The sequence below is a fragment of the Microbacterium sp. Ld4 genome (genome assembly GCF_045066555.1).
Classification (GTDB): domain Bacteria; phylum Actinomycetota; class Actinomycetes; order Actinomycetales; family Microbacteriaceae; genus Microbacterium.
Map to the genome: position 1 here is coordinate 62,793 of NZ_JBISHE010000001.1, position 20,706 is coordinate 83,498.

The 20,706-nt window shown below is 69.4% G+C and carries 22 protein-coding genes; 17 read left to right on the forward strand and 5 right to left on the reverse strand.

The window, feature by feature from the left end:
* Positions 1 to 82: 82 nt before the first annotated feature.
* The 10 genes from secY to rplQ all read left to right on the forward strand — a co-directional run bounded on the left by secY (position 83) and on the right by rplQ (position 6,753).
* Positions 83 to 1,408: a preprotein translocase subunit SecY gene (gene secY / locus ACJJV7_RS00325; RefSeq protein WP_405371668.1), complete on the forward strand. Its 1,326-nt coding sequence runs from the start codon at positions 83 to 85 to the stop codon at positions 1,406 to 1,408.
* The gene (locus ACJJV7_RS00330) at positions 1,405 to 1,998 is read left to right on the forward strand and encodes an adenylate kinase (RefSeq protein ID WP_405371670.1); all 594 of its coding nucleotides are present in this window, start codon (positions 1,405 to 1,407) and stop codon (positions 1,996 to 1,998) included. Before secY ends, ACJJV7_RS00330 begins: the two co-directional genes overlap by 4 nt.
* Positions 1,998 to 2,831: a type I methionyl aminopeptidase gene (gene map / locus ACJJV7_RS00335; protein ID WP_405371780.1), complete on the forward strand. Its 834-nt coding sequence runs from the start codon at positions 1,998 to 2,000 to the stop codon at positions 2,829 to 2,831. Before ACJJV7_RS00330 ends, map begins: the two co-directional genes overlap by 1 nt.
* Positions 2,832 to 2,843: 12 nt before the next feature.
* Positions 2,844 to 3,521: a DsbA family protein gene (locus ACJJV7_RS00340; RefSeq protein WP_405371672.1), complete on the forward strand. Its 678-nt coding sequence runs from the start codon at positions 2,844 to 2,846 to the stop codon at positions 3,519 to 3,521.
* A 151-nt stretch (positions 3,522 to 3,672) separates the two neighbouring features.
* Positions 3,673 to 3,894, forward strand: coding sequence for a translation initiation factor IF-1 (gene infA, locus ACJJV7_RS00345; protein WP_017201569.1), 222 nt, complete (start codon positions 3,673 to 3,675; stop codon positions 3,892 to 3,894).
* Between the two features lie 67 nt (positions 3,895 to 3,961).
* Positions 3,962 to 4,078, forward strand: a complete 117-nt coding sequence (gene rpmJ / locus ACJJV7_RS00350; protein ID WP_405371677.1) for a 50S ribosomal protein L36 — start codon at positions 3,962 to 3,964, stop codon at positions 4,076 to 4,078.
* 145 nt (positions 4,079 to 4,223) lie between these two features.
* Complete coding sequence (gene rpsM, locus ACJJV7_RS00355) at positions 4,224 to 4,598, forward strand: 30S ribosomal protein S13 (protein WP_405371679.1); 375 nt, start codon at positions 4,224 to 4,226, stop codon at positions 4,596 to 4,598.
* Positions 4,599 to 4,629: 31 nt separating this feature from the next.
* Positions 4,630 to 5,028, forward strand: a complete 399-nt coding sequence (gene rpsK, locus ACJJV7_RS00360) for a 30S ribosomal protein S11 (RefSeq protein ID WP_018171470.1) — start codon at positions 4,630 to 4,632, stop codon at positions 5,026 to 5,028.
* 118 nt (positions 5,029 to 5,146) lie between these two features.
* Positions 5,147 to 6,136 (forward strand): DNA-directed RNA polymerase subunit alpha, encoded by a 990-nt coding sequence (locus ACJJV7_RS00365; protein ID WP_405371681.1) that lies wholly within the window; start codon positions 5,147 to 5,149, stop codon positions 6,134 to 6,136.
* A 56-nt stretch (positions 6,137 to 6,192) separates the two neighbouring features.
* On the forward strand, positions 6,193 to 6,753 hold the full coding sequence (gene rplQ, locus ACJJV7_RS00370) for a 50S ribosomal protein L17 (protein ID WP_405371683.1): 561 nt from the start codon (positions 6,193 to 6,195) through the stop codon (positions 6,751 to 6,753).
* Between the two features lie 347 nt (positions 6,754 to 7,100).
* Here the strand turns inward: rplQ and ACJJV7_RS00375 are convergent, their stop codons facing one another.
* Positions 7,101 to 8,156, reverse strand: coding sequence for a GNAT family N-acetyltransferase (locus ACJJV7_RS00375; RefSeq protein WP_405371685.1), 1,056 nt, complete (start codon positions 8,154 to 8,156; stop codon positions 7,101 to 7,103).
* A 152-nt stretch (positions 8,157 to 8,308) separates the two neighbouring features.
* Complete coding sequence (locus ACJJV7_RS00380; protein ID WP_405371687.1) at positions 8,309 to 10,333, reverse strand: acyltransferase family protein; 2,025 nt, start codon at positions 10,331 to 10,333, stop codon at positions 8,309 to 8,311.
* Between the two features lie 300 nt (positions 10,334 to 10,633).
* On the opposite strand from ACJJV7_RS00380, the gene ACJJV7_RS00385 reads away from it, so the two are divergent.
* From ACJJV7_RS00385 to truA, 3 genes are read left to right on the forward strand one after another with little or no spacing between them, the layout of a single operon-like run.
* The gene (locus ACJJV7_RS00385; RefSeq protein WP_405371689.1) at positions 10,634 to 11,476 is read left to right on the forward strand and encodes a universal stress protein; all 843 of its coding nucleotides are present in this window, start codon (positions 10,634 to 10,636) and stop codon (positions 11,474 to 11,476) included.
* Positions 11,477 to 11,514: 38 nt separating this feature from the next.
* Entirely contained in the window at positions 11,515 to 12,414 is a 900-nt protein-coding gene (locus tag ACJJV7_RS00390; RefSeq protein WP_405371691.1) for a PfkB family carbohydrate kinase, read from the forward strand.
* A gap of 31 nt (positions 12,415 to 12,445) precedes the next feature.
* Complete coding sequence (truA, locus tag ACJJV7_RS00395) at positions 12,446 to 13,294, forward strand: tRNA pseudouridine(38-40) synthase TruA (RefSeq protein WP_405371693.1); 849 nt, start codon at positions 12,446 to 12,448, stop codon at positions 13,292 to 13,294.
* 226 nt (positions 13,295 to 13,520) lie between these two features.
* Here the strand turns inward: truA and ACJJV7_RS00400 are convergent, their stop codons facing one another.
* Complete coding sequence (locus ACJJV7_RS00400; RefSeq protein WP_405371695.1) at positions 13,521 to 14,066, reverse strand: hypothetical protein; 546 nt, start codon at positions 14,064 to 14,066, stop codon at positions 13,521 to 13,523.
* Positions 14,067 to 14,316: 250 nt separating this feature from the next.
* On the opposite strand from ACJJV7_RS00400, the gene ACJJV7_RS00405 reads away from it, so the two are divergent.
* The 3 genes from ACJJV7_RS00405 (at position 14,317) to ACJJV7_RS00415 (ending at position 17,741) form a co-directional block, all read left to right on the forward strand.
* Positions 14,317 to 14,958, forward strand: a complete 642-nt coding sequence (locus tag ACJJV7_RS00405; RefSeq protein WP_405371697.1) for a hypothetical protein — start codon at positions 14,317 to 14,319, stop codon at positions 14,956 to 14,958.
* 197 nt (positions 14,959 to 15,155) lie between these two features.
* The gene (locus ACJJV7_RS00410; RefSeq protein WP_405371698.1) at positions 15,156 to 16,007 is read left to right on the forward strand and encodes a fructose 1,6-bisphosphatase; all 852 of its coding nucleotides are present in this window, start codon (positions 15,156 to 15,158) and stop codon (positions 16,005 to 16,007) included.
* 33 nt (positions 16,008 to 16,040) lie between these two features.
* Entirely contained in the window at positions 16,041 to 17,741 is a 1,701-nt protein-coding gene (locus tag ACJJV7_RS00415; RefSeq protein WP_405371700.1) for a glycosyltransferase, read from the forward strand.
* 73 nt (positions 17,742 to 17,814) lie between these two features.
* Here the strand turns inward: ACJJV7_RS00415 and ACJJV7_RS00420 are convergent, their stop codons facing one another.
* Positions 17,815 to 18,879 (reverse strand): response regulator transcription factor, encoded by a 1,065-nt coding sequence (locus ACJJV7_RS00420; RefSeq protein WP_405371702.1) that lies wholly within the window; start codon positions 18,877 to 18,879, stop codon positions 17,815 to 17,817.
* 89 nt (positions 18,880 to 18,968) lie between these two features.
* Complete coding sequence (locus ACJJV7_RS00425; protein ID WP_405371703.1) at positions 18,969 to 19,976, reverse strand: glycoside hydrolase family 6 protein; 1,008 nt, start codon at positions 19,974 to 19,976, stop codon at positions 18,969 to 18,971.
* A 30-nt stretch (positions 19,977 to 20,006) separates the two neighbouring features.
* Here ACJJV7_RS00425 and ACJJV7_RS00430 point away from each other — a divergent pair, with 30 nt between their 5' ends.
* Positions 20,007 to 20,702 carry an endonuclease/exonuclease/phosphatase family protein gene (locus ACJJV7_RS00430; RefSeq protein ID WP_405371705.1) on the forward strand — a complete coding sequence of 232 codons (696 nt, stop codon included), beginning with the start codon at positions 20,007 to 20,009 and terminating at the stop codon, positions 20,700 to 20,702.
* Positions 20,703 to 20,706: the final 4 nt, after the last annotated feature.

Below are 20,706 nucleotides of genomic sequence, written 5' to 3' on the forward strand. Positions count from 1 at the left end.
AGGGTAACCTCCGGCCCCTGTTGCCGTATGTTGGAATGCGGCGTGCCCCGACTCGCCCGGCATCCCACTGGAGGAAATCCCTTTGTTCAGCGCCATCGCGCGGGTCTTCCGCACTCCGGATCTGCGCCGCAAGATCGGTTTCACGCTCGGCATCATCGCCATCTACCGGCTGGGTGCCCACATCCCCACGCCGTTCGTGAACTTCCCGAACGTGCAGACGTGTCTCGACCAGTCAGGGTCGACCGAGGGTCTGCTCTCGCTCGTCAACCTGTTCTCGGGAGGCGCGCTGCTCCAGCTGTCGATCTTCGCGCTGGGCGTCATGCCGTACATCACGGCGACGATCATCGTGCAGCTCCTGCGCGTCGTGATCCCGCACTTCGAGACGCTGTACAAGGAGGGCCAGGCCGGTCAGGCCCGCCTCACCCAGTACACCCGCTACCTGACGATCGCGCTGGCGCTCCTCCAGTCGACCACGCTCGTCACGGTGGCACGCTCGGGCCAGCTCTTCGGCATCACCGGCATCGCCGAGTGCGAGCAGCTGCTCACCGATGAGGCCTGGTGGGCGCAGCTCCTCATGATCATCACGCTGACCGCCGGTACCGGCCTCATCATGTGGATGGCCGAGCTCATCACCGAGCGCGGCATCGGCAACGGCATGTCGCTCCTCATCTTCACCTCGATCGCCGCGACCTTCCCGTCGGCGCTCTGGGGCATCGCGCAGGCCCGCAACTTCGAGACGCTCCTCCTGGTCCTCGCCGTCGGCGTGGCCACGGTCGCCCTCGTCGTGTTCGTCGAGCAGTCGCAGCGGCGCATCCCCGTGCAGTACGCCAAGCGCATGGTCGGCCGCCGCACCCTCGGCGGCAGCAACACCTACATCCCGATCAAGGTGAACATGGCCGGCGTCGTGCCCGTCATCTTCGCCTCGTCGCTCCTGTACATCCCGGCGCTCATCGCGCAGTTCAACGCGAACCCCGCCGCCGACGGCAGCGTTCCGGGCTGGGTCGCCTGGGTTCAGGCGAACTTCACCACCGGTGACCACCCGCTCTACATGGCGGTCTACTTCCTGCTGATCATCGGCTTCACCTACTTCTACGTGGCGATCACGTTCAACCCGGTCGAGGTCGCGGACAACATGAAGAAGTACGGCGGGTTCATCCCCGGCATCCGTGCGGGCCGTCCGACCGCCGAATACCTCGACTACGTCCTGACGCGCATCACGCTGCCGGGCTCGATCTACCTCGGTCTCATCGCTCTGCTGCCGCTCATCGCCCTGGCCACGGTCGGTGCGAACCAGAACTTCCCGTTCGGCGGCGCCTCGATCCTCATCATCGTCGGTGTGGGTCTCGAGACCGTGAAGCAGATCGACGCGCAGCTGCAGCAGCGTCACTACGAAGGGCTCCTCCGATGACGACGACCCCCGCGCGCCTGCTGATCATCGGCCCCCAGGGCTCCGGCAAGGGCACCCAGGGTGTCCGCATCGCCGAGGCGCTCGGCATCCCCGCCGTCTCGACCGGCGACGTGTTCCGCGCCAATGTCAAGGACGGCACGGAGCTCGGCCTCAAGGTCAAGGCGATCATCGACGCCGGTGACCTGGTGCCCGACGAGCTGACGAGCGAGATCGTCCGCGACCGCCTCGCGCAGACGGATGCCGCGGAGGGCTTCCTGCTCGACGGGTACCCCCGCAACCTCGGCCAGGTCCGCGACCTCGACGCCTTCCTCGGTCTGCGGGACGAGCCCCTCACCGCGGTCATCGAGCTCTCCGTGCCTCGCGAGGAGTCGATCGCCCGCCTGTCGCGTCGCGCCTCGGAGCAGGGTCGCGCCGACGACAACGAGGAGTCGATCGCCAAGCGCCTCTCGATCTACGAGTCCGAGACCGCCCCGATCCTCGAGGTGTACCGCGAACGCGGCATCGTCGACCGGGTCGACGGCGTCGGATCGCTCGACGACATCACGGGTCGCATCGTCGCCGCGCTGTCGGCTCGCGGCATCTCGGCGTGATGGGCCTGCGCCGCTCGCTGTACAAGACGCCCGCGCACCTGCGCGCGATGGTGGAACCGGGCCTCATCACGGCGGCAGCCCTCGACGCTGTGCGGCCCGCGGTGGTCGCGGGTGTGACGACGCTCGAGCTCGACACGATCGCCAACGAGGCGATCGTCGCCCGCGGCGCTGAATCGAACTTCCAGCTCGTCCGCGGATACCGGCACACCACGTGCATCTCGGTGAACGAGCAGGTCGTGCACGGCATCCCCGGGAGCCGCGTGCTCGAGCCGGGCGACATCGTGTCGATCGACTGCGGCGCGCAGTTCCAGGGCTGGAACGGCGACTCGGCGATCACCATCGTCGTCCCCGATCCGAGCCGGCCCGAGCTCGTCGCCGCACGTCAGCGCCTGTCGGACGTCACCGAAGGCTCGCTGTGGGCGGGCATCGCCGCGCTCGCCTCGGCGTCGCGGGTGGGCGAGATCGGCGACGCCGTGCAGACGTTCGTCGAGTCTTCGGGGGAGGGCTACGGCATCCTGCGCGACTACGTCGGGCACGGCATCGGTCGAAAAATGCACGAGGGCCCGACCGTCTTCAACTACCGCGTCGAGGATCTTGGTCCCGAGGTGCGCCCCGGTCTGTGCGTCGCCATCGAGCCGATGATCGTCGCCGGCAGTGAAGAGACGCTGGTCGAAGACGACGACTGGACCGTCTCGACGGTCGACGGCCGCGACGGCTCCCATTGGGAACATAGCGTCGCCGTGCACGATAGAGGCATCTGGGTGCTGACCTCGCCGGATGGCGGAGCCTCGAAGCTCGCCGAATTCGGCGTCGCACCCGTCGAGATCAACTGAGAGGCAATCGGCATGGCCACCACGGCAGGAAAGACCAACTGGTTCGCGATCTGGATCAGTGTGGCGGTGGTCGCCGTTCTGGCCCTGGTCATCGCGCTCGTCGTCATCATGAACAACCAGGCGACGGCTCCGGCTGCCCGTCCTGACAGCGCGGGCATCGACGAGGCATCCGGCGCCGTTGTCGTGGGCACCGGCGAGGGACAGGTCGACGTCTACGTCGACTTCTACTGCCCTCACTGCCAGGACTTCGAAGACGTCTACGGGCCGACCATCGAAGACGAGCTCGAAGCCGGCTCGATCACCCTCAACATCCACCCCGTCGCCCTTTCGGGATTGAACGCCGCCTCGGGCACCGACTTCTCGAAGCGCGCCTCGAACGCGCTCTACTGCGTGGCGGATGCCGAGCCGTCGGCCGCCTTCCCCTTCTACACGAGCGTGTTCGCGCAGAAGCCGACCGGTGCCGGACTCACCGACGAGCAGCTCGTCGCCGAGGCCGAGAAGGCCGGCGCTCCCGGCGCCGCAGAGTGCATCGCGGACCGCAGCTGGGACGACCTCGTCGCCGAGCAGACCACGGCGATCCCGAAGGACCCGAGCACGGGTGGCGCGGGAACCCCCACGCTGATCGTGGGCGGCGAGTACGTCGCGCTCACGGGCGACCCCGAGGCGGACATCTCCGCTCGCGTCCGCTGACGCGGGTCGCGCTCCGGCGACACGCCCGCCAGGTGGCGGGGCCGGAAAATATCACGTACACTGAATCTTTGGTGCGTTGCGCCTTTCTCGGCGTGTCACCACATCCCCATTCACCGCAGACCGACCGGTTTGCATAACTGTAAGCGAGCGTATGGCCAAGAAAGACGGTGTCATCGAGATCGAGGGCGTGATCTCCGAGGCTCTCCCGAACGCGATGTTCCGCGTCGAGTTGAGCAACGGACACAAGGTCCTGGCCACGATCTCCGGCAAGATGCGGCAGAACTACATCCGCATCATCCCCGAGGACCGCGTGGTCGTGGAGCTGTCGCCCTACGACCTGACCCGCGGGCGCATCGTTTACCGCTACCGCTGAGCCCGGTCGAGAAGTAACGCCCCGCGCCGTTTCAGCGCGTCGGCGAAGACAGCGAAACAGGAACATCATGAAGGTCAACCCCTCCGTCAAGCCCATGTGCGACCACTGCAAGGTGATCCGTCGCCACGGCAACGTCATGGTCATCTGCAAGTCGAACCCGCGTCACAAGCAGCGCCAGGGCTGAACGGATGCCGCGTACGCGCGGCCCGCGAAACCACAACTGAACACATTTCGGCAGGATCAGAACCCGCATCGCGGGGGACACCTCGGGTCGGAGGCCCGGGCACCGATCCTGCTCCACACCTCCACATACTCCTAGGAGATACCGCATGGCACGTCTTGCCGGCGTAGACATCCCGCGCGACAAGCGCGTGGTGATCGCCCTCACCTACATCTACGGCGTTGGCCGTACCCGCTCCGTCGAGATCCTCAGCTCGACCGGCATCGACGAGTCGATCCGCGTCAAGGACCTCTCCGACGAGCAGCTGATCGCCCTGCGCGACCACATCGAAGGCACCTACAAGGTGGAAGGTGACCTTCGCCGCGAGGTCGCCGCTGACATCCGCCGCAAGGTCGAGATCGGCTCGTACGAGGGCATCCGCCACCGTCGCGGCCTCCCCGTGCGCGGTCAGCGCACGAAGACCAACGCGCGTACCCGCAAGGGACCCAAGCGCACCGTCGCCGGCAAGAAGAAGGCGCGCTAAGCGCCGCCGCTAGGTTCAGGAGAACACGCACATGGCACAGGCCAAGTCCGCAGCGCGCAAGCCGCGTCGCAAGGAAAAGAAGAACATCGCATTGGGCCAGGCCCACATCAAGTCGACGTTCAACAACACCATCGTTTCGATCACCGACCCCTCGGGCGCCGTCATCAGCTGGGCATCCTCGGGTGGCGTCGGCTTCAAGGGCTCGCGCAAGTCGACCCCGTACGCCGCCGGTATGGCTGCCGAGTCTGCTGCCCGTCAGGCGCAGGAGCACGGCGTCAAGAAGGTCGACGTCTTCGTCAAGGGACCGGGCTCCGGCCGCGAGACCGCGATCCGCTCGCTGACGGCCGCAGGCCTCGAAGTGGGTTCGATCCAGGACGTCACCCCGCAGGCGCACAACGGCTGCCGCCCGCCCAAGCGTCGCCGCGTCTGATTTTCTCCTCGGATGCCGGGGTGGCGCCATCGGCGCGCCCCGGCATCCCGAAGACAACTCAACACCTCTGAAAACTGCACGTGTCATATAGCGGTCACGTGACTGAAAGGAACCAATAGTGCTCATTGCACAGCGTCCCACTCTGACCGAGGAGAAGATCGGCGAGTTCCGGAGCCGGTTCGTCGTCGAGCCCCTCGAGCCTGGCTTCGGCTACACGATCGGCAACGCGCTCCGTCGCAGCCTGCTCTCGTCGATCCCGGGTGCCGCCGTCACCAGCATCCGCATCGACGGCGTGCTGCACGAGTTCAGCACGGTCCCCGGTGTCAAGGAAGATGTCACCGAGATCATCCTGAACATCAAGCAGCTCGTCGTTTCGAGCGAGCGCGACGAGCCGATCACCGCGTACCTGCGCAAGACCGGCGCCGGTGAGGTCACCGCCGCTGACATCTCCGCTCCCGCCGGTGTCGAGATCCACAACCCCGACCTCGTCATCGCGACGCTGAACGACGCCGCGAAGTTCGAGCTCGAGCTCACCATCGAGCGTGGCCGTGGCTACGTCTCGGCGACGCAGAACCGCAACGAGTACGCCGAAGCCGGTCAGATCCCGATCGACTCGATCTACTCGCCCGTCCTCAAGGTCAGCTACCGCGTCGACGCGACCCGTGCCGGGGAGCGCACCGACTTCGACAAGCTCGTCCTCGATGTCGAGACCAAGTCGTCGATCGTCGCTCGCGACGCCGTCGCCTCGGCCGGCCGCACCCTGGTCGAACTGTTCGGTCTCGCTCGCGAGCTGAACGTCGAGGCCGAGGGCATCGAGATCGGCCCCGCGCCGGTCGCCGAGGTCATGACCAACGAGCTGTCGATGCCGATCGAGGACCTCGACCTGTCGGTTCGCTCGTACAACTGCCTGAAGCGCGAGGGCATCAACACGGTGTCCGAGCTCGTCGCCCTCTCGGAGACGCAGCTCATGAACATCCGCAACTTCGGTCAGAAGTCGGTTGACGAGGTGAAGGACAAGCTCACGTCGCTTGGCCTGTCGCTGAAGGATTCGGTTCCCGGATTCGATGGCGCGCACTTCTACGGCGGCTACGAAGACGAGACCCTCTGAGCGGACACCGGTTCATCCGGGTCTCTCGCTGACTTTTTTCAACTGGAGTAACTGACATGCCCAAGCCCACGAAGGGTCCCCGTCTCGGTGGCGGACCCGCCCACGAGCGTCTGATGCTTGCGAACCTCGCCGCGGCGCTGTTCACACACAAGTCGATCACCACGACCGAGACGAAGGCCAAGCGCCTCCGCCCGTTCGCTGAGCGTCTGGTGACGTTCGGCAAGCGCGGCGACCTGCACGCACGCCGTCGCGTGCTCGCGGTCATCGGCGACAAGTCCGTCGTGCACGAGCTCTTCGCTGAGATCGCGCCGCTGGTCGCCGAGCGTGAGGGTGGCTACACCCGCATCACGAAGATCGGCAACCGCAAGGGTGACAACGCCCCGATGGCCGTGATCGAGCTCGTTCTCGAGCCCGTCACGCCGAAGGCGAAGTCCTCGAAGAAGGCTGCTCCGGCCGCTGCCGCTCCGGCCGCTGCTGAGGAGCCCGCGGTCGAGGAGACCGCAGCCGACGAGACCGCTGCTGACGAGAGCGCCGCTGCCGGCGCCGAGTCGCCCGAGGAAGGTGCCGCCGCTGAGGCCACCGCCGAGGAAGCCGTCGAGTCGGACGACAAGAAGTAAGAGCCCCCTCGCTGAGGGAACTCAGGGCCCGCCCCCGTTTCGGGGCGGGCCCTTCTTCGTGCCCGCGGGGGTGTGGGTGTGGCGGTGCGCGGGGTGTTCGGGTGGCGAAGGCGCAGGGGTAGGGCGCGGTGAAGGGGCCGTTTGCGCTACATGAGCGCGCCGACGGGATGCTGGGCGTGGCCGGGGTTCGCGCGCGAGGTGTTCGGGTGGCGCATGTGCGCGGGTGGGGCGCCTCGAGGGGGCCATACGCGCCGCACGAACGGCGGCACCCCGACCGCGACGCCGAGCAGCGCCGAGACACACGCCGCCACGCCCGCCTCGCCCCGCTCCGCCGCGGGCTCGCCGCCTCAGATGCGGCGGGTGAGGGCGACGTCGCGCTCGGTGGCGTAGAAGCCCAAGCCTTCGTAAAGCGTGTTCGCGCCGGTCGGCGATGCGGTGTCGACGTCGAGCACGGCCTTCTCGAGGCCCTCGGCGGCGATCGCGTGCAGCGCGTGCGAGACCACGAGCGGGGCGAGCCCTCGCCTTCGGTGGGAGCGGACGACGCCGATGAGGTCGATGTACGCGTGGGTGGCGCCCATCGACGCGAAGTCCTCGGGGTTCACCGATGCGAGGCAGAACGCGACGATGGCGCCGTGGGCATCCACCGCGAGGCGGGACAGGTCGGAGCGGAAGAAGTCGCCGCCGACGAACTGCATCCAACGCTCCGGCGCCGAGGGGAGGCTGCCCCAGTGATCGCGGAAGGCATCGTTGCGGGCGGCCATCGCGTCGAGGTCGCGGGAGTGGTCGTACGCCACCACGGAGATGCCCTCGGATGCTGCGATGTCGGGCACCGGCGCGGCAGAAGCGCCCGCGAGGTCGCGCACCATGGTCGAGAACCATCGTTCCGGCGAGAACCCGGCACGCTCGGCGATCGCGATCTGGTCGAGGTTGTCGTCGCGAGAGTGCATTCGCAGCACCCCTTCGCGGCCGCCGCCCTCGAGCGCGCGAGCGGCATCGGCGATCTGCTGCACGGCGCGGTCGTGCAGCCACGTGAGCAGCGCCGAGCCGATGCCCTGGCGACGCGAGTCGGGACGCACGGCGCCGCCGATGTCGACCGCCAGTGTTCCGTCGACGCGGGACGGATGCAGCATGGCGGTGCCCGCGGCGACCAGGCGCCCGTGCTCGTCGACGGCGACGAGCGTGTCGCGGGCGTTGTCGATATGGCTGAGCGCGAAGACGTCGGCGATGTCCTGACGCGGGGTGATCCAGGTCGGGTGGTCGGCGGCGTCGGCGGCGGCGAACACCTCGTGCACCGCGTCAATGTCGGCCTCGGTCGCCGGCCGCCAGCTGATGCTCGCGGGTGTCGTCGGCAGCGCGGGGGCGGTGGGCCGCCCGAGGCGGTCGGTGAGCGTCAGGGTCGGCACGCCGCCATCGTACGCGGCCCGTGTGCACGGCGGACAGTGCGCCGGGCCGGGTGCCGCGAAGGGGCGGGCCGGTCAGCCGCGCGGTGCGCGTGTGCACGGCCGCCACAGTGCCGCGCCGGTGTCGGGCCGGGTGCCCCGCCGGCGCGGGCCGGTCAGCCGCGCGGTGCGCGTGCCCCGTGGCCGGCATCGGCCGCACGACCGGCGTCGTCGCCGAAGGTCTTCGCGACCGTCCACTGCGCCAGCTCGACGCGGTAGCGGAGCTCTGCGCGCGCGTTCTCGACGTCGTCGATCGCGGTCTCGACGGTCGCCGCGAAGACGTCGCCGCCCGCCGCGCCGGGGTGGATCTGGTCGCCGGCGAGCAGGTCGGTCTGGGTCGAGATGGCCCCGGCCCAATCCGCGACGACCACTCCGGGGGTCGTCGCGGCGAAGTGCTCGAGGGTCTTGTTGACGCCGGGGATCCAGTCGCGCGGGGCGTAGGCGGTGACGAGCACGAGCGTCCGCTGTGGCCCGATCTCGTCGCGCAGCCGGGTGAGCTCCTTCGTCGTGATGGCGCCGTTCGTGCCGAGCCCGACCACCACGTAGTCGCGGAGCTCGCCGCGTCGTGCCAGGTCGGCGACGATGTCGTCCCCGGCCGACATCGGGCGCGAGACCTTCGCATCGATGTCGATGCCCGGCATCCGCTCGAGCAGGCCGTTCGCCGAGGCGAGCATGACCGAGTCGCCGACGGCGGTGATGCGCGCCCCGGCGACGTGGGTGGGAGCGGGCGGCGCCGGCCGTCCGTCGGGGGCGACGCAGGCACCCGCCTGGTCGGACAGGTTGGTCGTCGCGCACTGAGGGGGCAGCGGGCTCGACCCGGGCTGCAGAGCGGCGCCGGGATGACGCGGCGCGGCGGTGCGGGATCCGGATGCCGCGCGGTCGAGGGCGGCCTGTCCCTTCACGACGTACGCCTCGCTCGAGCCCATGCGCGGCGCGGCGGCGACGGCGGCGGTCGTGCCCCCGACGATCAGCGCGCAGGCGGTGACGAGCACCGCGGCGCGCATCCGCCGGGCCGGCCGTCCGCCGAACGCTCGCCCGAGCCGGCGGAGCGACGCGCGGAAGCCTGCGCGGCGGATGGGCTGCTCGACGAACCGGTACGACAGCTCGCTCGCCGCCAGAGTCAGCGCGATCGTCAGCACCCCGACCCAGAGCGGAACGCCCGCGTCGGGGGAGGCTCCGGTCGCCGCCGCGGTCAGCAGCACGACGACCGGCCAGTGCCACAGGTAGATGCCGAACGATCGTTCGCCGATCCAGCGCAGCGGGGCGACGTCCAGCATCCGTCCGAAACGGGCCTCGGAGCGCACGGCCGCCGCGACGGCGACGGTGGCTAGCAGCGACGCGACGACCAGCCTGCCGGGGAAGGTGGCGGCATCCGTGCCGGCAGGCAGGAGAGCGAGCGCGACGACGCCCGCGAGCGCGAGGGCTCCGACCGCTCCCGGCACGCCGCGACGCCGCCCGGACGGCCCGACGAAGGCGAGCGCCACGCCCAGCAGCAGGCCGTACGCGTGTGTGTCGGTGCCGTAGTACACGCGGGTCACCCCGCCGCCGCCGACGAGCAGGGTGGCCCACACAGCGGATGCCGCGGCGAGCCCGACCGCGATCGCCACCCGCCCGCGTCGCACCCGCAGCAGGAGCGGCAGCAGCAGGGGCCAGAGCAGGTAGAACTGCTCCTCGACCGCGAGCGACCAGAGGTTCCGCAGCAGCTCGGGTGAGGCGGCTTCGAACGACCCGGCGCCGAAGTACGACGACCCGGTTCCGATCGCGACCCAGTTGTAGGCGAAGGTGGCGGCGCCGGCGAGCTGCATGCCGAGACCGACGAGCACGTCGCCGCCGACGAGCCACGCGGCGCTGGCGCAGACGAGCGCCGTCAGGGCGATCGCGGGCAGCAGGCGCCGGGCGCGTCGCCGCCAGAACGCGCCGAGCGTGATGCGCCCCGTCGCGGCGTGCTCGCGCAGCAGCAGCGTCGTGATGAGGAAGCCCGAGATGACGAAGAACACGTCGACGCCGATGAACCCGCCCGGCAGCGGCCCCGCGCTGAGCCCCGGGACGCCCGGGAACAGGTGGTAGACGACGACCAGCAGGACGGCGATGGCGCGGAGGCCGTCGAGTCCGGCGAGACGCGCGGAGGGGGCAGGGTTCATGGCAGAGGCAGGATTCGGTGGGGGAGTCCGAGGCGCGATCGGGCAGTCGCGGCATCCAGTGTAGGTCGGCTCCGTGACTCTCCCGTGTCCGGATGACCCTGTGTCCGGACCCGGACCCGGACCCGGGGCGAGGCGACGGACGACGGATGCCGCGGGGTCACGGATGCCGCGGGGTCACGGTCTTGCGTCGCCCCCTGGAGTACGGCCCTCCTGACCGGTAGCGTGAAGTCACCGAGACTCGGACGATCCCCGGCATCCGTCATCGTGGGAATCGCGTGGTCGTCCACGAAGGGACGAGCCATGAGCGGGACCATCATCGTCGGAGTCACGGGTTCTCCCGTCGCCCGACGCGTCGTCGACTGGGCCACCGCCCGTGCGGTGCGCAACCGGCAGCCGGTCGAGCTGATCTCCGTCGTCGGCGGGGCCATCGGCACGGTCGGCGAGGCCGAGGTGCTCGGCGCCGCGCAGACCGCCACCCAGCAGCTGCTCGAGAGTGAGGCCGAACGGGTGCGTGCGGCCGGCGTGACCGTGACGACCCGGGTCGAGTCGGGCAACCCGGTGAACGTGCTCATCGATGCGTCGGGGACGGCCGGGCTGCTCGTGATCGGCAGCGACTACCGCGGGCCCGGCACCGGTCCGTCGCGGGGCGTGCACGGCATCCGCATCGCCGCGGGGGCGAAGAGCCCGGTGGTGGTCGTGCCCGACCGTGACGTCGGCGAGGGTGACGGCGTGGTCGTCGGCGTCGACGGGTCGGCCGTGTCGGAGCACGCGATCGAGTTCGCGGCGGCAGAAGCCGATCGCATGGGCGAGCCCTTGATCGCGGTGAGCGTCTGGACTCCGTTGCAGACGCCGCGCAACGCGATGGAGGTATACCCCGACCTGTATCTCGCGAACATGCAGTCGATGGCCGAAGAGGTGCTCGCGCTGTCGCTCGCGGGGCTGTCGTCGACGTATCCCGACCTGAAGATCGTGCGCCGCGCCGAACGGGGCCATCCTTCGCAGGTGCTCGGCCAGATCGCGCGCGACGCCCGGCTCGTCGTCGTCGGCACGCACGGCCGGGGCCCGGTCGCGCGCTTTCTCCTCGGATCGATCAGCCAGGAGGTGCTGTCGCACCTGCCGACGGTGACCGCCGTCGTGCGCTGAGGCGAGCGGATGCCGCGGCGTCTGGCACAGTGTGAGCCATGACCTCCTCCGTCCTCGTCATCGGCGAAGCCCTCATCGACATCGTCGTGCGCGGCGGTGACGACCACGAGCTCGTCGGCGGCAGCCCCGCCAACGTCGCCGTCGGCATCGCTCGCCAGGGCCTCGATGCCGTGCTTCTCACCCGCCTCGGGCGTGACGACCGCGGCCGCCGCATCGCCGCGCAGATCGAGGCGTCGGGAGCGGTCGTGGCCGAGGCGTCGTGGACGGATGCCGCCACCTCCACCGCCCGCGCCACCCTCCGGCCCGACGGGTCGGCCGAGTACGACTTCCGCATCGATTGGGCTCTCGACGCCGACGCGGCGAACGCGGCGGCCGAAGCGGCATCCGTAGTGCATGCCGGATCGATCGCCCTCTTTCTGCAGCCGGGAGCCGAGGTGGCGCTCGCCGCCCTCGAACGGGCGCAGCGGGCGGGCGCGATCGTCACGGTCGACCCGAACATCCGCCCCGCCCTCGTCGGCGACGATGCCCGCGCTGTGGCCGAGCGGGCGTTCGCGGCGGCGACGCTGGTGAAGCTGAGCGACGAAGACGCCGAGGCGCTCTATCCGGGGCGTTCGGCCGAAGACGTGCTCGAGGCCATCGCGGCGTTCGGCCCGCGCATCGTCGTGATGACGCGGGGGAGCGAGGGGGCGATCGCCCGCGGACCGGTCGGCGTGGTCGAGGTGCCGCCGCTTCGGGTGCAGGTCGCCGACACGATCGGCGCGGGCGACGCGTTCATGGCGAGCCTGATCGTGAGCGCCGTCGACGACGCGGCGCTGCTCGCCGGCGACGGTGGTGCGCTCGAACGGGCCCTGCGGCGCGCCGCGGTGACCGCGGGAATCACGGTGTCACGCCCCGGCGCCGACCCGCCCACGCGCGGCGAGGTCGACGCGCAGGTCTGAGGCTGAGGCGACCCCCGGCTAGGCTGACCCCGTGCGCCTCCGGATCGATCTCGCCTACGACGGCACCGACTTCCGGGGCTGGGCGCGGCAGCCCAACCTCCGCACCGTGCAGGGCACGCTCGAGGCGGCGATCGCCCGCATCCTGGGCGGCGATCCGAGGCTCGTCGTCGCGGGGCGGACGGATGCCGGTGTGCACGCGGCCGGGCAGGTCTGCCACCTCGACCTCACCGACGGTCAGCAGACGCGGCTGCGCGCGGGGCGGCATCCTGATCCGTCGGCGCTCGCCGGTCGGATCAACGGGGTGCTCGGGTCGTACTCCGACGTCGCTGTGCACCGGGTGGCGGTGGCGCCCGAGGGGTTCGATGCCCGCTTCTCGGCGGTCTGGCGGCGCTACTCGTACCGCCTCGCCGACCGCACCGGCGGCTACGACCCGCTCGATCGGCTGCGCACGACGTTCGTGAACGCGACCCTCGACGTCGAGGCGATGGATGCCGCGGCGAACAGCCTGCGCGGGCTTCACGACTTCGCCGCGTACTGCAAGCCCCGCGACGAGGCGACGACGATCCGCACCCTGCTCGAGTACGACTGGCGGCGTGACGACTCGGGCGTGCTGATCGCCAATGTTAGGGCCGACGCGTTCTGCCACAGCATGGTGCGGGCGCTCGTCGGCGCGTGCGTCGCCGTGGGCCAGGGCAAGATCGGGCTCGACCGGCTCGTCGAGATTCGCGATGCCGTCACCCGTACCAACGACTTCACCGTGCTCGCCGCGCGGGGCCTGACGCTCGCCGAGGTCGGGTATCCCGCCGATGAGCTTCTCGCCGCCCGCGCCGAGCAGACCCGCGCCCGGCGCGAGCTCGATCCCGCGACCGACGCCGAGTAGCGGGTCGCGCCGGCGCCGCTTCGGGTGGTGGCGGGGCGGGTGGTGACGGTTCGGGTGGCGGAGATGCGACCCTGGATGCCGGTGACCCCCGAACTTGCGCCACACGAACCCGCCCGCCCCGCGCCACACGAACCCGCCCGCGCGAACTCGCCCCACACAAAAGAAGAACCCCCGGGCCGAAGCCCGGGGGTTCTCACTGCGAGGGTTAGTCGCGAGTACCTATGCCTTATGCCGTCTGGCGAGCGCGGCGCACCGAGGTGGCAACCGCGATGCTTGCGCCAGCGAGGACGAGCACGCCGCCGCCGACCCAGAGGCCGAGGAGAGCGTCGCCGTCGAAGCCGGTGCCCGGGAGGGCGCCGCCGCCGGTGCCGCCCGTGGCAGCAACCTGGATGGTGACGGACTCGGAAGCACCGCTCACTTCGCCGTCAGCGGCCAGGGTGTAGGTGCCCTGAGCGTTGTCGGGAAGGGTGACCTCAACGGCAGCCTCGCCATCGGCGTTGGCTTCCTTGTCGATCGAGATGCTCTCAGATGCCGACGCCTGAACGAGCGCGAGCGAACCAGCCGAGGCGTTGAAACCCGTGAGCGTGAACGTGACGTTCTCGTTGGCCTCGAAGTTGTTGAACACAACGGTCGAGTTGTCGCCGGCAACGATGGTGATGTTGGTGCCGGTCACGGGGGCAGGAGTGTAGGCGCTCGCGACGGCCGGGGCCGCGAAGACCGCCGCTGCAGCAATGGCGAGAACCGCCGCTGCCTTGCTGATCTTGTTCTTCATGGATTCTGCTTTCGGTCGTCGGTGCGAGAGAGCGTGGGAGACATAAAAAATGCCAACCCCGCCCCCATTGGTTGGACATCACCCAGTATTCAGGATGCACTCAGCCAATGCAAATGATTTCGGTTTCGGTCAGGTAAACTTCCGCAACTTCCCGGCGGCCGGCGCGAAAACCGCTCCCGACCGGGGCATCCGCTTCGGCTCACCCGGCGCCGCCTAGACTGGCGGAGCACATCGGGCGTGAGGGGACACCATGCGGCAGGGGAACACCAGGATCACGCGGTGGGGAGCGGCATCCGCTCTGCTCATCGCGGCGGGTCTGCTCGCGGGCTGCGGCCCCTCGCCGTGGTCGGTGGCGAACCCCTCGCCGACCGCTACCGCCACTACCCGTGAAACACCTGTGGTTGTCGCGCCTCCCGTCGAGAACGATCTCTCGGGCGGTGCGACGGAGCGTCAGCTGACCGCGGGCGCCGTGACCGCGACGGTCAACTACTGGTCCGACCTCCGCATGGACCGCTGGCTGCCGAACGCGGTGAAGCCGGTCAGCCTGTCGATGGTGACGAAGGTCAAGCCGAACGACGGGCAGAAGGTCTACCTGCAGAAGGCGACCATGCTCGCCGTGCCGGCCAACGCCACGCAGACCTTCGACGCTCTCGCTCCCCAGACGGATGCCTCGTCGCTCACCGGCACGCCGGGCTACCTCGTGCTCGCCCCTTACAGCTATTCGCAGACGTTCAACGTCGGTCAGGTTCCGGCCGAGGCCACGTACGTCACCGTGCAGTTCACCTTCGACTACCTCGTGCAGACGACGCCGAAGTCGAAGGAGTACGCGAAGCAGACGGCGACGGACACGCTCACGATCGCCATCGCGCAACCCGCTGCCGACGAGGGCTGACGCGGGCGGCCGGCATCGGTCGAACCTCAAGATCAGCGCAAGACCAGCGCAAGAGCGTCGCGAGGCTCCCTGAAGTCCGCCCCGCGCGGGGCGTCGCGTTCGTAATGTGAATGTCGTGAGGCCGGCGGCGGAGACCCGAACCCCGCCGCCGGCCTTTCCAACTACTTCTCACACCCCCACCTGATCGAGGTTCTCGCATGGCCATCCGCCTCTCCCGCCGCACCCGGCTCGCCGCCGCCGCGGCCCTCACGGTCGGCGCGTTCGCGTTGACCGGATGTGCGCAGGTCGTCGACGCGTTCAACTCGATCTCGGGCACGAACGCCGCAGCAGCCACACCCGCGCCGGCCTCGACGCCGGTCGCCGGTGAGATCGAGATGCCGTTCGACTCGCAGTTCACCTACGACGGCTCGGTGCAGATGACGTACGAGATCGCCGACCAGCTCGAGGTCATCCTCGACTTCTGGGCCGTCGACTCGAAGCGCACGCACGAGTGGTTCACCGACGCGCCGAAGACCTTCGGGTTCGCGGTCAACGTGCACGACCGCCGCGTCGACGAGAAGGCCGTGCTCAAGCAGAAGCGCCGCGTCTTCCTCTCGAACGTCGGCATCACGTCGCAGACCGCGCAGACTTCCAACCAGGTGAGCTCGCCGTTCCAGTTCAGCTCCGACCCGCGCACCCTGGTGCCGACCGACACGATCCGCTCCGACAAGGGCCTGCTGATCAACAGCTTCCAGGGCGGCCTGATCGTGCCCGAGACGACCATCAACCAGCTGCCGCCCGACACCTACGGCATCACTCTGCAGTTCGCGCTCGACGTGTGGGTCGAGGGCACCGCGAACGACGCGAAGAGCTTCGCGCAGCAGACGGTCTACCCGGTGATCCCCATTGCCATCTACTCTCGGGAGACAGAGGAAGCCGGTCAGACCGGCGACACCTCGACTGATGGAACGAGCACCGACGGGTCGAACACCGGTGATTCGTCGGGCGATGGCACGACGAGCAACGGCTGGACCACGACGGGCGGGGCCACGAGCCCCACCACGCCGTAAGCATTTCTCCTACGTACACGACAAGGATCTGACGTGACGACCCCGTACACCCCCGGCCCGCAGGGCTGGCAGCCCGCGGCGCAGCCGCAGTGGCAGCCGGCGCCCGCGCAGGACTGGCCTGCCGCGCAGCAGGAGTGGCCTGCCGCGCAGCAGGAGTGGCCCGCAGCTGCCCCGCAGCAGTGGCCCGCTGCGCCGCAGGAATGGCCTGCCGCGCAGCAGGAGTGGCCGGCCGCACCGCAGCAGACCTGGCAGCAGGCTCCGCAGGGGCAGTGGACGGATGCCGGTGCCCCCCAGGGCTACGCCGGCGACGGGTTCGCCCCCACCGACCTCGTGCCGGTCGACGAGTTCGCCGACGACTTCGCGTCGGTGCTCGAGACGGCATCCGTGCACCGTTCGACCATCGGCTGCGTCGTGCCGGCCTACAACGAGGCCGAGTCGATCGCCGAGGTCATCACCTCGCTCCTCGAGCAGAGCCGCGTGCCCGACGTGATCCACGTCGTCGTGAACAACACGTCTGACGACACGGTGAAGATCGCGTCGGAGTTCAGCGGGCCGCACGAGGTCACCACCGAGCTCGGCCTCCAGTTCACCGAGGTCTTCGTCCACGACATCGGCAAGAACCCCGACAAGAAGGTCGGCGCGCTCAACTACGGCTACGCACTCATCGAGGGCTACGACTACCTGCTCGGCGTCGACGGCGACACGACAGCCGACCGCCGCGCGGTCGAGTACCTCGAGAACGAGGCCGTGTCCGACTCGCGCATCGGCGGCATCTCGGCGATCTACACGATCGACGACCGCCCCATCAAGGGCGTCATCGCCAAGTGGCTCATCGCCGGCCAGCGCACCCAGTTCGCGGCCTTCAATATGCAGAACCTTCTGCGCGGCCGCAACATGGCGGTGCTCGGCGGACAGTTCTCGATCTTCTCGACGACCGCGCTCCGCGACGTGATGAAGGCCAACCACCAGAACTCGCCGTGGGTCAAGGACTCCGAGGTTGAGGACTCGCTCCTGTCGCTGCAGATCAAGTCGGCCGGCTACCTCACGAAGATCAGCCCGTTCGCCCGTGCCGACGTGGGTGGCATGACCACCCTCAAGGGCTACGACGCGCAGCAGGTCAAGTGGACGTACGGCGCGATCGAGCTCATGTGGCCCGGTCAGCGCGGCGACACGAAGGGTCAGCCCTTCCACCCCAACCTGCGCCTGCGCTGGTTCGAGCAGGGCTCGATGCTCACGAACTTCTTCGTGCGCGTCGCGTTCATCACGCTGCTCATCGCCTCGCTATCGATCAACGCGTTCGTCTTCTCGCCCTGGTGGATCATTCCGCCGTTCGTGGCCGCCGGGCTGAACTTCCGCATGGCCCGCGCGATGGAGAAGTCCAACTCCCGCGACGTCGCGTTCGCCGTGCTGCTGTTCCCCGCCGAGATCTTCATGTGGATCCGCATCAGCCACTTCATCCGCTCATGGACCCGCTTCCTCTCGAAGAAGAAGGTCGACAACTGGGCGCTGCAGGCCCGCGCCGAGAAGGGTGGCGGCAGCTTCGGCCACTGGACGCCCTTCCTGATCCTCGCGATCATCGCCGTGGGCATCGCGGTGATCTGGAACCTGCTCGACCCCGTCACGCAGTCCGCGATCCTCTGGGTCGGCTGGCCTGTCGTCGGCGTCGTCACGGTGCTCCAGACCGTCACCATGGCCATCAAACTGTTCCAGCGACACCAGGGCTTCAAGGTCTGACCCGACATCAGGCCGCCCGACACGACAGCCCCGGAGATGCGTCTCCGGGGCTGTCGTGGTTCGAGCGGAAGGCTCAGGCGCTGGCGACGGTCTCCGACGTGAGCCGGTAGCCCACACCGCGAACGGTCTCGATGAAGCGAGGGTTGTTCGGGTTGTCGCCCAGCTTGCGGCGGAGGTTCGTCATGTGGGCCTCGATGGCCCGCTTGTCGGCTTCGCCGACAAAGTAGCTCGTGACGTACGACTCGCCGCGCAGCACGAGTGTGAGGTCGGCCTTGCTGCGTACGCGCCGCTTCGACTCCATGAGGGTCGCGAGCAGATCGAACTCGGTGCGGGTGAGGGTGAGCTCGCGACCGGCCACCAGTACGACCCGGTGCTCGGCGTGCACGGCGAGGTCGCGGTGCACCGTCCAGCCGGGGCCGCCCACGGGAGGCGTCTGGCCGGCGTGAGCCAGCTCGGTGCCGGGGGCACCGGCTCCCTGCTGCGGGCCGCCGGCGGACGGCAGGACGACAGCCTGACCACCCTGGTACGCCTGCGCGGGGTACTGCGGCTGCGGCTGGCCCTGGTACGGCTGCCCTTGGTAGGGCGCGGCGGGGGCCTGGTGCCCCTGCGCGGGGTACACGGGCGTCATGATGCGCTCGTCGAACACGGGGCTGGTGGGAGCGAGATCGGGTGCCGGCTCGGCCGGGCGGGCGCCGGGGAACGACGGGCCCGCGGCATCCTGTCTCGGAGCCGGCGGAGCCGTGGTGGTCGGCGGGTTGCGCGGGCGGCGCAGTAGCGACTCGACGCGGGCACGCAGCTCGCGCGGGCGGAAGGGCTTGACGACGTACTCGTCGGCGCCGGCGCCGAGGCCGAGCACGACGTCGGCCTCTTCTTCGAGGCCCGTGATCATGATGATGTAGGTGTCGCTCTGGGCGCGGATGCGGCGGGCGGCTTCGAAGCCGTCGATGCCGGGCATGTTCACGTCGAGCGTCGTGATGAGCGGCTGGTACGAGAGCACCGCGCGCACCCCGTCGATGCCGTTGCCGACCGAGACCGTCGAGAATCCGGCAGCCTCGAGCACCTCGACGATCAGGTGCCGGATGTCGGGATCGTCCTCGACGATGACCGCCGTCTTGTGCATCGTCATCGGATCACTCATCGACTTTGGCTCCCAGCATCCCGTGATAGAGGTCGGCTCTCATGCTACACACGCGGCGACGGCCGCCCCGAGCATGGGGGAGCTGAGGCTCAGCGCGCCTCGCGCGTGAGATCGACGGCAGCCTGAGGCCACCACACGCCGGCCGCGGGGCCGCCGTTGCAGTCGCCGTCGCTCTCGCCCGGCGGTTTGATCCAGAGGTTCGTGTCGACGACGCTGTCGCCGTAGGTGCCGCCGGGCTCGCCGACGGTCTGCCGCGGCGGGTTGCACCACTCGCCGCCCGAGGTGGCCGAGCCGTTGCGAGAGGTGTCGACGATCGCGTGCGCACCGTCGAGACGGGCCGACAGGTCGGCGGCGTAGGCGAACTCGTCGGCGCTGCCCTGATAGTTCGAGACGTTGGTCGCGAAGCCGCGCACCCGGTCGATCAGGCCGGTCTGGGTCAGCAGGCCCGCCATCTGCTCGGCGCCCAGCCAGTTGCTGTGCCCGCCGTCGAGGTACACCCACGTGTTGAGCGCGGTCAGCGCGTCGAGGGCGAGCCCCAGCTGGCGCGAGCGGTCGCTGATATTGCCGCACTCGGGCGAGAGGGCGATGCTGTCGGGCTCGAGCACGACGATCTTCTGCAGGTCGGGCGCGGTGCCCAGTGCGCCGCCGATCTCGGCGAGCCACACGGGGTAGTCGGCCTCGCTCAGGCCGCCGGCAGAGAAATTGCCGCAGTCTCGACCGGGCAGGCCGTAGATGACGATCGCGAGCGAGCGATCCGAGTCGCGCGCCTGGGTGATGAGGCTCGTGACGGTGTCAGCGGCGGTGCCGATCGGGTCTTGCTCGGGGGTGAGCCAATACGCGGTGGGCTGCTCGGCCAGGTACGCCGTGGCATCCTTCTCGTCGCCCGTGAGGTCTTTCATCGCGGCGCCGGCCTTCGACTGGCTCGGCGCGATGATCGTGGTCCCGACCCCGGGAGGCTCGGCCGTCAGGATGTAGAAGCCGCGCGTCACGAGGTTTCCGACCGCCGCGATGATGACGATGATGAGCACGAGCGCGGCCACCACGACGACGGGAATGAGTATGCGGGCCGGTGGCATCCGCAGCTTCCTGGGAGCCACTCTTGAACTCTAGTCATAGGCTGATGCTCGATGCTCACCGTCGTCTCTTACAACCTCCGCAAGCACGCCGCCGCGGGGGAGCTCGTCGAGCTCGTCACCCGCTACGACGTCGATGTGCTGTGCCTTCAGGAGCTCGACACCACCGACATGCCCGACCGCATCGGCGGCCTGAAGCTGGCGGCGGCCACGCAGGGAAACCGGCTCGGGCTCGCGATCTACTACCGCGAGAACGGGTTCCGCCCCGGCGCGAGCCGCACCTTCTCGCTGAAGAAGTCGCTGCACGACCTGGTGCTCAAGCCCGCCGACGAGCGGATGCTGGGGCTCCACCTGCAGGACATCGACAACGGCACGGAGTTCATCGTCGCGTCGTTCCACGCGGCGCCGCTGACGGCGCTGAACTCGCTCCGGCGGCATCAGATCCGCGCGGCTCTGCGGGAGCTGTCGACGCTGAGCAAGGGGGCGCCGATCCTCATGGTCGGCGACTTCAACTACCCGGTGTTCAAGGAGAACCTTGGGCAGGTGGTGCGCGAGAGCGGCTACGAGCTGAGCCTCAGCGACGCGCGCACGTACACGCGCTACAAGTTCTTCCGCGGGCACTACGACTTCGCGACGTCGACCGGGTTCGAGATCGAGCAGGTGACGACGCTGCCGCAGGGCAACAGCGATCATCTGCCGATCCTCGTGACGGCGACGCCGATCGTGCCGAAGAAGCCCTCCGCAGCCTGAGCCG

Coding starts and splice junctions, on each gene's coding strand:
- ACJJV7_RS00405 (WP_405371697.1), top strand. CDS start 14,317: ATGCGGCAGGGGAACACCAGGATCACGCGGTGGGGAGCGGCATCCGCT.
- ACJJV7_RS00390 (WP_405371691.1), top strand. CDS start 11,515: ATGACCTCCTCCGTCCTCGTCATCGGCGAAGCCCTCATCGACATCGTC.
- ACJJV7_RS00430 (WP_405371705.1), top strand. CDS start 20,007: ATGCTCACCGTCGTCTCTTACAACCTCCGCAAGCACGCCGCCGCGGGG.
- ACJJV7_RS00385 (WP_405371689.1), top strand. CDS start 10,634: ATGAGCGGGACCATCATCGTCGGAGTCACGGGTTCTCCCGTCGCCCGA.
- ACJJV7_RS00410 (WP_405371698.1), top strand. CDS start 15,156: ATGGCCATCCGCCTCTCCCGCCGCACCCGGCTCGCCGCCGCCGCGGCC.
- ACJJV7_RS00340 (WP_405371672.1), top strand. CDS start 2,844: ATGGCCACCACGGCAGGAAAGACCAACTGGTTCGCGATCTGGATCAGT.
- ACJJV7_RS00420 (WP_405371702.1), bottom strand. CDS start 18,879: ATGAGTGATCCGATGACGATGCACAAGACGGCGGTCATCGTCGAGGAC.
- ACJJV7_RS00400 (WP_405371695.1), bottom strand. CDS start 14,066: ATGAAGAACAAGATCAGCAAGGCAGCGGCGGTTCTCGCCATTGCTGCA.
- rpsM (WP_405371679.1), top strand. CDS start 4,224: ATGGCACGTCTTGCCGGCGTAGACATCCCGCGCGACAAGCGCGTGGTG.
- rpmJ (WP_405371677.1), top strand. CDS start 3,962: ATGAAGGTCAACCCCTCCGTCAAGCCCATGTGCGACCACTGCAAGGTG.
- rplQ (WP_405371683.1), top strand. CDS start 6,193: ATGCCCAAGCCCACGAAGGGTCCCCGTCTCGGTGGCGGACCCGCCCAC.
- ACJJV7_RS00380 (WP_405371687.1), bottom strand. CDS start 10,333: ATGAACCCTGCCCCCTCCGCGCGTCTCGCCGGACTCGACGGCCTCCGC.
- map (WP_405371780.1), top strand. CDS start 1,998: ATGGGCCTGCGCCGCTCGCTGTACAAGACGCCCGCGCACCTGCGCGCG.
- ACJJV7_RS00330 (WP_405371670.1), top strand. CDS start 1,405: ATGACGACGACCCCCGCGCGCCTGCTGATCATCGGCCCCCAGGGCTCC.
- infA (WP_017201569.1), top strand. CDS start 3,673: ATGGCCAAGAAAGACGGTGTCATCGAGATCGAGGGCGTGATCTCCGAG.
- rpsK (WP_018171470.1), top strand. CDS start 4,630: ATGGCACAGGCCAAGTCCGCAGCGCGCAAGCCGCGTCGCAAGGAAAAG.